The 11,439-nt window shown below is 64.5% G+C and carries 9 protein-coding genes and 1 pseudogene; 7 read left to right on the top strand and 3 right to left on the bottom strand.

Annotated features, from left to right (window positions below; genetic code table 11):
- Positions 1 to 248 precede the first annotated feature (248 nt).
- From I3V78_RS01140 to I3V78_RS01130, 3 genes are all read left to right on the top strand, one after another.
- Positions 249 to 845 carry a WD40 repeat domain-containing protein gene (locus I3V78_RS01140; protein ID WP_204484469.1) on the top strand — a complete coding sequence of 199 codons (597 nt, stop codon included), beginning with the start codon at positions 249 to 251 and terminating at the stop codon, positions 843 to 845.
- Between the two features lie 20 nt (positions 846 to 865).
- Positions 866 to 1,564 (top strand): TVP38/TMEM64 family protein, encoded by a 699-nt coding sequence (locus I3V78_RS01135; RefSeq protein ID WP_239576243.1) that lies wholly within the window; start codon positions 866 to 868, stop codon positions 1,562 to 1,564.
- 136 nt (positions 1,565 to 1,700) lie between these two features.
- The gene (locus tag I3V78_RS01130) at positions 1,701 to 2,597 is read left to right on the top strand and encodes a peptidoglycan-binding domain-containing protein (protein WP_204484468.1); all 897 of its coding nucleotides are present in this window, start codon (positions 1,701 to 1,703) and stop codon (positions 2,595 to 2,597) included.
- A gap of 68 nt (positions 2,598 to 2,665) precedes the next feature.
- Here the strand turns inward: I3V78_RS01130 and I3V78_RS01125 are convergent, their stop codons facing one another.
- Complete coding sequence (locus tag I3V78_RS01125) at positions 2,666 to 3,058, bottom strand: DUF779 domain-containing protein (protein WP_204484467.1); 393 nt, start codon at positions 3,056 to 3,058, stop codon at positions 2,666 to 2,668.
- Entirely contained in the window at positions 3,058 to 4,587 is a 1,530-nt protein-coding gene (gene adh, locus I3V78_RS01120) for an aldehyde dehydrogenase (RefSeq protein ID WP_204484466.1), read from the bottom strand. The genes I3V78_RS01125 and adh overlap by 1 nt, the downstream gene beginning before the upstream one ends.
- Before the next feature lie 234 nt (positions 4,588 to 4,821).
- Between adh and I3V78_RS01115 the strand changes: the two genes are divergently transcribed.
- From I3V78_RS01115 to I3V78_RS01100, 4 genes are all read left to right on the top strand, one after another.
- Positions 4,822 to 6,072, top strand: a complete 1,251-nt coding sequence (locus I3V78_RS01115; protein ID WP_204484465.1) for a putative DNA modification/repair radical SAM protein — start codon at positions 4,822 to 4,824, stop codon at positions 6,070 to 6,072.
- Between the two features lies 1 nt (position 6,073).
- Complete coding sequence (locus I3V78_RS01110; RefSeq protein WP_204484464.1) at positions 6,074 to 7,474, top strand: UdgX family uracil-DNA binding protein; 1,401 nt, start codon at positions 6,074 to 6,076, stop codon at positions 7,472 to 7,474.
- Positions 7,475 to 8,151: 677 nt separating this feature from the next.
- Positions 8,152 to 9,141 (top strand): AAA family ATPase, encoded by a 990-nt coding sequence (locus I3V78_RS01105; protein WP_204484463.1) that lies wholly within the window; start codon positions 8,152 to 8,154, stop codon positions 9,139 to 9,141.
- 175 nt (positions 9,142 to 9,316) lie between these two features.
- A complete protein-coding gene (locus I3V78_RS01100; protein WP_204484462.1) occupies positions 9,317 to 10,753 on the top strand; it encodes a S8 family peptidase in 1,437 nt (478 codons plus the stop codon).
- Here the strand turns inward: I3V78_RS01100 and I3V78_RS01095 are convergent.
- Positions 10,741 to 11,337, bottom strand: a pseudogene (locus tag I3V78_RS01095) (IS630 family transposase); the annotation flags it as partial. The gene I3V78_RS01100 and the pseudogene I3V78_RS01095 sit on opposite strands and share 13 nt — an antisense overlap.
- Positions 11,338 to 11,439: the final 102 nt, after the last annotated feature.

The following is an 11,439-nucleotide window of genomic DNA, read 5'->3' as shown; positions in this document are numbered from 1 at the left end:
TGCTGAGTCGCTCGCTTCACGGAGGACTGTTGTTCTCCCTGGAGCGCGGAGGGGACGAGCGCCTGCGCTGGGGCCCGGGATGGCCTGGTGCCGCGGTCGGACGCTCGGGTGAACTCGCCGTCCCAGGAGGCCTTTCGGTCCAGGCGCTGCCGACCGGCGAGGGTTTCATCTCGGGGGACACCCGCTACGGCTTGCGCATCCACGAGGTAATGGAGGGGGGCGCGCTCCGGTACGCGAAGACGGAGGTCATGCCCTGGCGCCTGGTGATTCGACCGGACGGCGCCCGGTTGGCCATCAACGACCTGGACGGCAACATCCTCTTTTGGGACGTCGCGCGCTGGTGCGCGATTTCCTCCGTGCAGGCGCCGGAATGCGCGGGAATGGCCTTCTCTCCGGATGGGACGCTCTTCGCCGCGGCGTGCCTGACCGGACGCGCCATCGTGTGGGACGCGGACTCGGGACGCGTGGTGCACACCATCGAACTGGAGGCGGGATCGAGCTGTCTCGATGTCGCATTTCATCCGGATGGACAAATCCTGGCGGTGACCACGTGGGGCTCGCGACTGCTTCGCTTCTCTCTCCGGGAGGGCCGGTTGGTGACGCCGCTGGTGGGACCCGCCGCCGGTGCGCGCAGCGCGATCTTCAACCCCTCGGGTGACCTTTTGACGGTGACCCGCTTTGGCTTCCTCGCCCTGGGCGTGGAGGACGGCGAGCGGGTCTTCCGCCATGAGGTCGACAACGACTTCTATGGCAGCAACGTCGTCTTCTCCCCCGATGGGCACTTCCTGGCCTGGGGAGAGCCCGAGGGAACCGTGGGCATCTGGGGCCTCGACCCCGACCCATGACGTTTGAAAGAGTCACCGGCATGGATCCCCTCCGCGACCCGATGACTCCCACGAACGCACGGGGCGCCCGCCCGCCCTGGCGGGTGCTGCTGGGCTGGTCGTGCTTCTGCGGCCTGCTGCTGGCCGGGGTGCTCGTCCCGTTCTTCCTCTTCGCCTCACCCCTGGAGGCGGTCGCCCGGGGCTTCCTCGATACGGCGCCTCCACCCTGGCAGGTGTCGCTGCTGCTCGCGGGGCTGCTGGCCGGGGACATCTTCCTGCCCGTGCCCTCCAGCCTCGTGGGCGCGGCCTCCGGAAGCCTGCTGGGCTTCTGGGGCGGCATGCTCACCTCCTGGGTGGGCATGATGGGGGGCTGCTGGCTGGGCTATCAGTTCGGCGCGCACGCGGGGGGCGCGGCCCTGCGCAAGATGGCGGGGGAGGCGGAGTGGGACCGCGTCGCGCGCGTCTCGGAGCGCTACGGGGCCGCGTTCCTGCTCGTCTTCCGGGCGGTGCCGGTGCTGGCGGAGGTGTCCGTGGTGTTCGCGGGCACCAGCCGCATGCCCCCGCGCACGTTCCTCGCGGTCTGCGCCCTCGCCAACCTGGGCGTCTCGGGCACCTACGCGGCGGTGGGCGCCTTCGCCGCGGGGCTCGGCTCGTTCCTCGTCTTCTTCGCGGGCATGGTGCTCGTGCCCGGCCTGGCCCTGGTGCTCATCCACCGCTTCCTTCCGTTCCGGGCGCGGTAGCGGATGCTTGGAAGGCAAACGGAGTCCGGGGGGAGGGAATTCTCGGACAGGAGGAAACTCTCTTCCCCGTCTTCCGATAATCCGTTTGTTCCGCCTGCCCACGGGCGCGGAATTCTCCTTCCTCAGGGTGTCTTCCATGAACGTTTCGGGTTCGTCGCGGTCCTCGGGTTCCTCCAGCACGTCGCGGTCCTCGGGCACCTCCAGCACGCCCCGGACGACCAGCACCCCCAGCACGCCCCGGACGGCCAGCACGACCCCGGCGGGCTTCTCGGGCACCAGCTCCTTCTCGCGCACCGCCACGGCCCCGCGCACGGCGGCCACCAGCTCCACCGCGCGCAGCAGCTTCGCGGCGGCGCCGGCGTCGGGCTCGCTCAAGCCGGGGATGAGCGGGCCCGCGGTGCGCTCGCTCCAGGACAAGCTGCGCACGGCGGGCTTCAACCCGGGCACCAGCGACGGCAAGTACGGCCCTCGCACCGAGAGCGCGGTGCGCGACTTCCAGCGCTCGCGGGGCCTGCAGGTGGACGGCATCGCCGGCCGCCGCACCATGGCCGCGCTCAACGGCGCCGGGGGCACGTCGGGCACCACGCCGGGCGCTCCCGCCGGGTCGCCCGCCAACGGCACCGCGCGGCTCAACAACCAGCCCGCGGGCAAGGGCATGACCACCGGCACCATCACGGTGAACGGCCGCTCCTACCAGTTCAACTCCGGCTCGCGGAACCTCTTCTCCACGCCCCAGGGCACCTACCGGGTGACGGCGCACCGCAACAGCCGCAGCGAGGCGGCCTTCACGCGCGACGGCGTCGGCTTCAGCTTCCGCCTGGAGGACGCGCGCCGTCCCAACTCGGACGCCATGTACGACCCGCGCGCGGGCCGTGACCGCACCGCGCTGCGCATCCACCCGGACGGTGGCGCCACGGGCACCGCGGGCTGCATCGGCGTGGTGGGCGATGCGCAGACCATGCGCAACTTCCGCGACGACATGAACGCGGAGCTGCGCCGCAACGGCGGCTCGTACACCCTCACCGTGCGCTAGTCCGCGCGCGGTCCCGAGGCACCCAAGGCCAGCCTCCGCGCACGCGGGGACTGGCCTTTTTCACGTCCTCACTCCGGCGGGGGGCCCCGGGGCGGCGGGCCTTCCCGCTGGAGCGCCGCGTACTCGTCGTCCGTGAACACCCGCGAGCGGATGAGGAAGCGCACGCCCTCGGGCGCCTCCGCGGAGAAGCCGCTGCCGCGCCCCTTCACCACGTCCACGGTGAGGTGCGTGTGCCGCCAGTACTCGAACTGGGCGCCGCCCATGTAGAAGGGCGTGTCCACGATGCTGCCCAGGTACACGTCCTCCTGGCCCAGCTTGAAGTCGCCGCGCGGGTAGCACATGGGCGCGCTGCCGTCACAGCATCCCCCGGACTGATGGAACATCAGGGGGCCGTGAATGCCTTGCAGCTTGCGCAGCAGGGCCTCGGCGGCGGGCGTGACGGTGACGCGCTCGAGCGCCATTAGAAGAAGCCCATGGGCTTGGGGTCGTAGCTGACGAGCAGGTTCTTGGTCTGCTGGTAATGGCTGAGCATCATCTTGTGCGTCTCGCGGCCGATGCCCGACTGCTTGTAGCCACCGAACGCCGCGTGCGCGGGGTACAGGTGGTAGCAGTTGACCCAGACGCGGCCCGCCTGGATGGCGCGGCCCATGCGGTAGGCGGTGTTCGTGTCGCGCGACCACACGCCCGCGCCCAGCCCGTAGAGCGTGTCATTGGCGATCGCCAGCGCGTCGTCCAGGTCCTTGAACTTCGACACCGACACCACCGGGCCGAAGATCTCCTCCTGGAAGATGCGCATGCGGTTGTGGCCCTCGAAGATGGTGGGCTGCACGTAGTAGCCCTCGGCGAGCGCGCCGGACAGCCGCGCCCGCTCCCCGCCGAGCAGCACCTGGGCGCCCTCCTGCTTGCCGATGTCGATGTACGAGAGAATCTTCTCCAGCTGGTCGTTGGAGGCCTGCGCGCCCACCTGCGTGGCCGTGTCGAGCGGGTTGCCCTGGATGATCTTCCGCGTGCGCTCCACGGCGCGCTGGATGAACTCCCCGTACATGCTCTCCTGCACGAGGGCGCGCGAGGGGCAGGTGCACACCTCGCCCTGGTTGAGGGCGAACATGGCGAAGCCCTCGAGCACCTTCTGGGCGAAGTCGTCGTCCTTCGAGAACACGTCCGCGAAGAAGACGTTGGGCGACTTGCCGCCGAGCTCCAGCGTCACCGGGATGAGGTTCTCGCTCGCGTACTGCATGATGAGCCGGCCGGTGGTCGTCTCGCCCGTGAAGGCGATCTTCGCGATGCGCTTGTTGCTCGCCAGGGGCTTGCCCGCCTCGATACCAAAGCCGTTGACGATGTTGAGCACGCCCGGAGGCAACAGGTCCCCCACGAGCTCGGCGAACTTGAGGATGGTGACGGGCGTCTGCTCGGCGGGCTTGAGCACGATGCAGTTGCCGGCGGCGAGCGCGGGCGCCATCTTCCACGCCGCCATGAGCAGCGGGAAGTTCCAGGGGATGATCTGCCCCACCACGCCAAGCGGCTCGTGGAAGTGGTAGGCCACCGTGTGCTCGTCGATCTCCGACAGGCTGCCTTCCTGCGAGCGCAAGCACCCGGCGAAGTAGCGGAAGTGGTCGATGGCGAGCGGCAGGTCCGCGGCGAGCGTCTCGCGCACGGGCTTGCCGTTGTCCCACGTCTCGGAGACGGCGAGCATCTCCAGGTTGGCCTGCATCCGGTCGGCGATCTTCAGGAGCACCTCCGCGCGGGCCGCGGGCGAGGTGCGGCCCCAGGCGCCCTTGGCCTTGTGGGCGGCGTCGAGCGCCTTCTCGATGTCCTCGGCGGTGGAGCGGGGCACCTCGCAGAAGGGCCGGCCGGTGACGGGGCTGATGTTCTCGAAGTACTGGCCCTTCACGGGCGGGACGAACTCCCCGCCGATGTAATTCCCATACCGCGGCAGGTACTGCACCTTGCTGCCCTTCTGACCCGGCGCTTCATAGACAGTCGACGACATGCGGACCTCGGGAGTGGGGAATGCCCGGCGAGGAGAGCACCCGGGCCCTGGCCCTGCAAGCCGCTCCCCGGGCGAGCGTCGTGCTGACGCGTTCAGGACGCATCGCGTCGCGACAGCGTTCGAGTGCCCCGCTGGTGGGCGGCCAGGCAGTCACCTCCCAGGTGGGTCTTCCGAGGGAAAACAGGGGGTGGGCGCGAGACGCCGCGCGTCGGACGGGGTGGTTAGACTTGCGGCATGGACGTACGCAAGAAGCTCGAGATCCTCGCCGATGCCGCCAAGTACGACGCCTCGTGTTCGAGCAGCGGCGGCAAACGCAAGGCCGGCAAGGAAGGGCTGGGCAGCGTGGAGGGCATGGGCATCTGCCACAGCTACACGCCGGATGGCCGGTGTGTGTCCTTGCTCAAAATCCTGCTCACCAACTTCTGCATCTACGATTGCCAGTACTGCATCAATCGCATCTCCAGTGACACGGCCCGGGCGCGCTTCACGCCAGCGGAGGTGGTGCAGCTCACGCTCGACTTCTACAAGCGCAACTACATCGAGGGCCTGTTCCTCAGCTCCGGCGTCATCAAGAGCCCGGACTTCACCATGGAGCAGCTCGTCGAGGTGGCGCGCACCCTGCGCGAGGTGCACGGCTTCCAGGGCTACATCCACCTCAAGGCGGTGCCGGGCGCGTCCAAGGAGCTCATCGACGCGGCGGGGCGGTACGCGGACCGCCTGAGCGCCAACATCGAGCTGCCCACGGATGGGGACCTCAAGAAGCTCGCGCCGGAGAAGAGCTTCACCGTCACGGGCGAGACGATGAAGGAGATTTCCTCGCGCGTGGCCCAGTCCAAGGCCGAGCGCGAGGAGAGCCCCAAGGCGCCCAAGTTCGCCCCCGCCGGCCAGAGCACGCAGATGATCGTCGGCGCCACGCCCACGCCGGACGCCACCATCCTCGACACGGCGAGCCGGCTCTACACGCGCTTCAAGCTCAAGCGCGTGTACTACTCGGCCTACAGCCCCATTCCCATCGTGGACGCGCGCCTGCCGGCGAAGTCCCCGCCGCTCGTGCGCGAGCACCGGCTGTACCAGGCGGACTGGCTGCTGCGCTTCTACGGCTTCCGCGTGGACGAGCTCGCCCCGCCCGAGCACCCCGACCTCTCGCTGGAGATGGACCCGAAGCTCGCCTGGGCCCTGCGCCGCCGCGAGTCCTTCCCGGTGGACGTGAACCGCGCGGCGCGCGAGCTGCTCCTGCGCGTGCCGGGCATGGGCGTGCGCACCGTGGACCGGCTCATCCGCATCCGGCGCTGGCACCGCATCACCCTCGCGGACCTGGCGCGCCTGCGAGTGCCCCTCACGCGCGTCAAGCCCTTCATCGTGACAGCGGACCACCGGCCCACGCTGCTGCTCGACTCCTCGCGGCTCGTGGAGAAGGTGAAGCCCGCGCCCACGCAGCTCTCGCTCTTCACCGCCGCCCAGGAAGCGCTCACGGGAGAGCTCTGACATGCGGGTGGAGGTGTCGGACCTGGCGTCCTTCCGCGAGGCGGCGCGCGGCCTGCTCGTGCGGGGCGTGCCGCCCGACAAGGTCCTCTTCACCGAGGAGCGGGAGCGGCAGGCGTCCCTCCTGGGGGCGGACACGGTGGCGTCGAGCGCTCCGGTGGCCGGGCTGAGCGTGCCCCCGGCGTTCCTGGACCTGGCCGAGCGCGTGGCGTGTCACCGCTCCCCCGAGCGCTGGGGCGGGCTCTACCGGGTGCTCTGGCGGCTCACCCACGGCGAGCGCAAGCTCCTGGAGGTGGTGAGCGACGAGGACGTGTACCGCCTGCACACGCTCGCCAAGGCGGTGCAGCGCGACGCGCACAAGATGAAGGCCTTCGTGCGCTTTCGGAAGGTGGACCGGGAAGGGGAGGAGTACTTCATCGCCTGGCACCGGCCGGACCACCTCATCGTGCGCCACGTGGCGCCCTTCTTCGCGCGGCGCTTTCCCTCCATGCGCTGGAGCATCCTCACCCCGGACGCGAGCGTGTCCTGGGACCGGGAGCGGCTCACCTACGGGCCCGGGGTGCCGCGCTCGGAGGCGCCCGAGGGGGACGCGCTGGAGGAGATGTGGAGCACGTACTACGCCTCCACCTTCAACCCGGCGCGCCTCAACGTGCGGGCCATGCGCGCGGAGATGCCCCAGAAGCACTGGGCGACCCTGCCCGAGGCTCGGCTGATTCCGGAGCTGGTGCGCGGCGCCCCCGAGCGCACGGCGAAGATGGTGCGCCCGCGCATGGAGGTCTCCGACGCGAGCCTGTACCTGCCCGAGCACCAGGACCTGGCCTCGCTGGCGCGAGCGGCGCACGGGTGCAAGGCGTGTCCGCTGCACGAGCGCGCCACCCAGACGGTGTTCGGCGAGGGCCCGGTGGACGCGCGATTGATGCTCGTGGGCGAGCAGCCCGGCGACAACGAGGACCGGGAGGGGCGGCCCTTCATCGGCCCGGCGGGCCAGCTCCTGGACGAGGTGCTCGCGGGAGTGGGGCTCGACCGCCAGCAGCTGTACGTCACCAATGCGGTGAAGCACTTCGGCTGGATGGAGGGGGACGAGAAGAAGCGGCTGCACGCCAAGCCCGGCCGACGCGAGGTGCTCGCGTGCAAGGCGTGGCTGGAGGCGGAGGTGCGGCAGGTGAAGCCGCGCATGATCCTGTGCCTGGGGGCCACGGCGGCGCAGTCCTTCCTGGGGCCGGGCTTCCGCATCAACCTGAGCCGGGGGCAGGTGTTCGAGACGCCCTGGGCCCCGGCGTGGATGGCCACGTTCCACCCCTCGGCGCTCCTGCGCATGCCGGACGAGCGCGCGCGGGCCCAGGCGCGCCTGCACTTCGAGGAGGACGTGCGCCGGGCGGCCGAGACCCTGCGCGCTATGCGCTAAGATGGGTTGGTGCTCAATTGTGGCTACATCTGACATGAAGTTGTGCTGAAGGGCTGACTATTGACGCCTCGTGCCGCAGCGTATGGCCACAGAGGCCAGCCCCGACCGCTACTCTAACAGTGAAATGCGGGCCAGTCTCTCGGCTTTATTGAGATCCACTGTTTGTGGAATTTAGCTTGGCGGTTTTACGCCTAGTGTTTGTGCTGACTTAAACTGAAATACTGAAGACCAGTGCAGAGCTATTGGGTCCCGTGCGACGTTGCTACATCCGTGCACAGGGATGTTCCGAATGGGGCGGTAGTTGCGTCTTCGATGAGAGGTGCCTTCGAGGGCGTAGTGCGCTATGGTCAGGTGCGCTGCGCCTTGATGCAGGAGTGTTCTAGACAGCTATGTTGTAACGCGTTTTAATGGTTCACGGTAACTTTCGAGGATGAAATCTCGCTGAGATGTTCACATCGGTTTGCTACAGGAGGCACAGTGATGTTGTCTGAGGTAGTGTGGGTGCGGATGCTGTCCGCAGGCTCATGGAGGGCTTCTTTCCTTTGGGGCCCAGCAAGAACTCGGCGGTGATTCGAGCAAGAGACATCTCCCGGCTGATTTTTTCTAGAGAAGGCTAACTGCCTCTGACAGTAGTAAGCAGATTCAGTCTGCTACTCTGCGCCTTCAAGAGAGCGATTGTGCATTCAGACACCCTCAAGCGACTGTTTAGAGCCATCGGCAATCGCTCTTGGAGCGATGTCACTCAGGTCTCCCAGGTAATCCTCTCTGAAGAGAAGAAAAAGGGACACACGCAGCTTGTGAAGCAGCTTCAGGGGATATTTGATGGTGCGAGCATCGCGCCACCCCTGGCACAAGATTCCTCCCGTAAGGTGAGTGCACTCAGCGAACTGCCGCGAAACCGTAGAAGTAACCAAGTTCTGATGTCTAAGGTGCCACTTGATCGCTTACGGCGCCACATGGTTCTTCGCTCAGACATCGACAATCGACTTGGTCGAATCGAGAAAGAGTTCGCGGCTAGTGAACGATTGTCTCGTTTTGGTCTTAGGAATAAACAGAAGATTTTGCTGTATGGGCCGCCTGGGTGTGGCAAAACGCTTGCGGCGGAGCGTTTGGCGTTTGGTGTTGGGTTGCCCTTGTTTAAGGTTCGTTTTGATGCGGTTATGTCTAGCCTGTTCGGGGAGTCTGCGTCGAACCTTCGGCAGGTATTTGATGCCGCAGAAGATACGCCCTGTGTGCTTCTGTTGGATGAGTGTGATTTCGTGGCGCGAACAAGGCTACAGCAGAACGATGTTGGTGAGGCTCCGCGAATTGTTAATACGTTTTTGCAGATGCTAGATGACTACAATGGTCGTGGGCTCGTTGTCGCCACAACCAATCTGCACACTGTTTTAGACTCAGCTGTCTTCCGCAGATTCGATGAGTCGATAGAGATGCCACCTCCTGAAACTGGGCAAGTCGAAGAATTGCTTCGCTCTACACTGTCATCAATCGATGCTTCTGTTGATATCCGTTGGCAGGAGATTGAAGAGCAGTTGCTAGGGCAGTCTGCGGCGACCATTGTTCGTGTTGCTCAAGAGGCAGCGAAAGAAAGCATTTTGTCTGGGGGACGGGTAGTTGAGCAAAAGCACTTTGCGCGTGCGCTCTCCGCACTGGCGCGTGGACCTTAATCAATTAGAAGAGGCATGCTAAATCGTGACTCCTCCATCTCTTGGTCTCCCTCATTTGAGTCTGTTGGCCCGCCAGTCGGGTAGGCCCAAATTGCGTGGCGGAGGTCGGACAAATGAGCAGACGAATGTAAATAAGTCTCAGCCCGTAGTGCATGCCAACCGGCTCAGCGCTAGTATGAAACGCGTTCAGGCACTCCGTGGCGCAGTCGAGCAAAGTCGTGCCGCGGAGGGGCTTCCTGTCTTGCCGGCAGCTGGGCCGATGCTGTTGAGAGTCGATCCTGATGCTGATGTTGACTACATTCGCAGTTCATTTGGCTTGGAGGTTGTTAGCGAACAGGAGAATGGATTCGTTGTTGCTGTTACTCCAGACTTTGATTTTTCTAAGCTTGAGCAGTGTGTAGACAAGTTTGTTAAAGGGAAAAGAGGGGGCGGCAGCGCTGCGAAGCTGTACGAATTGTATGGTCAAGACGAAGCCGTATTGCGCCCAGAGCGCCTTCTTTCAGAAGGGCTTTACGCTCTTTGGCCTAGGATTGTTGAGGACGGTATATACCTTGTCGATATAGGCATAGAGTGCCTCGGAAGTGTTGAGCTTCCTGATCCTCCTGAGAAAAAGGAAGAAGAGGAAGACTCACGCTTTTTGAATCGACTTGCGGCGTGGCAGCGTAAGCGTGACGCTGTTTATGTGAAGTGGGATGAACTCAAGATGGAGCGTGAAGAACTTCTTGAGCGCTTTGTTAATGCGTACGAAGGAGAGATTGTAAGTAATGTGGATGGTGGGGTAGGTGGTTTTTCTGAGTTGCCAGATAGGTTTACGGCGCGAGTACGAATAAGTGGAAGAGGACTTCGCGATGTCGTGCTGAACATGCCGTATGTTTTCGAGGTGGTGGAACCACAAGATGTAATGAGTCATCCGGGCTTGAGTGCTGTCCGAACTGCTGGTGCACAATCCGTTGCCATTCTGGCGCCGTCGGACGACGCTCCTCGTGTTTGTGTGATCGATAGCGGTATCCAAGAGGAACATCGGCTTCTGTCTGCGGCTATCGACACTGCTGTGTCGCTGAGTTACGTTCCTGGGGATCCAGACGTATCAGATCGAGTGCGTCCTGGTGGCCATGGCACCAGAGTCGCGGGTGCTGTGCTTTTCCCTTTTTCGATACCCGTAACTGGAGCAGTTGCTGCGCCTTTTTGGATACAAAATGCGCGTATTCTGAATGAGGAAAATCAGTTGCCCAAGGGGCTTTTTCCTCCATCCACGCTCACGGCTATTGTTGAGAGGTTAAACTCTTCTTCGCCTAGTACTAAGATATTTAACCACTCGGTTTCGAGTTATTTCCCGTGCAGGCTTCGGCATATGTCAGCGTGGGCTGCGTCTATAGATATGCTGTCGGCGGTGCATGATGTGTTGTTTGTGCAGTCGGCCGGTAATCTTCCTGCTCTTGAGACGCGAACAAATAGATTGGGTATCATCAACCATCTTCAATCAGGTCGAACCTACCCACGCTTTCTTCTTGAGGACTCATGCCGAATTGCGGACCCTGCTCAAAGTCTGCATGCGCTGACGGTCGGCTCGATTGCCTATGGTGCGCCTCACAGCGGAGATCACGTGGCTTGAGGCTGAAAGCCACAGGCTTTGAACCATTGGGCCGCATCCGAGGCAGAAATGAGCAGCATGGCGTCCTCGACCGCCTGACGAAGTGCTGTGACGGTGCGCGCTTCTGCCGTCCGGAGCAATCCCTTGAGCTTGGACCATGCGAATTCAATGGGGTTGAGGTCGGGTGAATACGGAGGCAGGTAGAGCACCTGGCCTCCATGCTGCTCAATGAGGGCGATGGCTTCCTTTCGAAAGTGCGCCCCCGCTCTGTCCAACAAGACGATGTCTCCAGGCCGCAGCATCGTCAGGAGATAATGGCTGACGAAATGGAGGAAGACATCCCCAGTCGTGGCTCCCTCATTCATCATGACGGTTTCCAGCCCATCGAGACTGAGCGCGCCAATCATGCTCAGCACGGTGCCTCGATTGCGAGGGACAGCTTGCGCCACGCGTTGTCCCGTCGGGGCCCAGGCTCGTTCGCGCATCATGTCGATGGTGCAGCCCGCCTCGTCGATGCTCAACACCTTGGGAGTCGGAAGCTCGGGTTGTCGTTGGTGAAAGGCCTCTCGTTGGGCTTGGACGTCGGGTCGTTCGCGTTCGGTCGGGTAGCGGACTTTTTTTGAGCGTGTAGCCCAATCGCGTCAGCGTCCGGCCGATGGTTGCCACGCTCACTCGCACGCCTGTGCGCTCCGTCCACGCTCGCGCCA

The sequence above is a fragment of the Archangium primigenium genome (assembly GCF_016904885.1).
GTDB lineage: Bacteria > Myxococcota > Myxococcia > Myxococcales > Myxococcaceae > Cystobacter > Cystobacter primigenius.
This window is presented reverse-complemented; position numbering and strand designations above follow the sequence as displayed.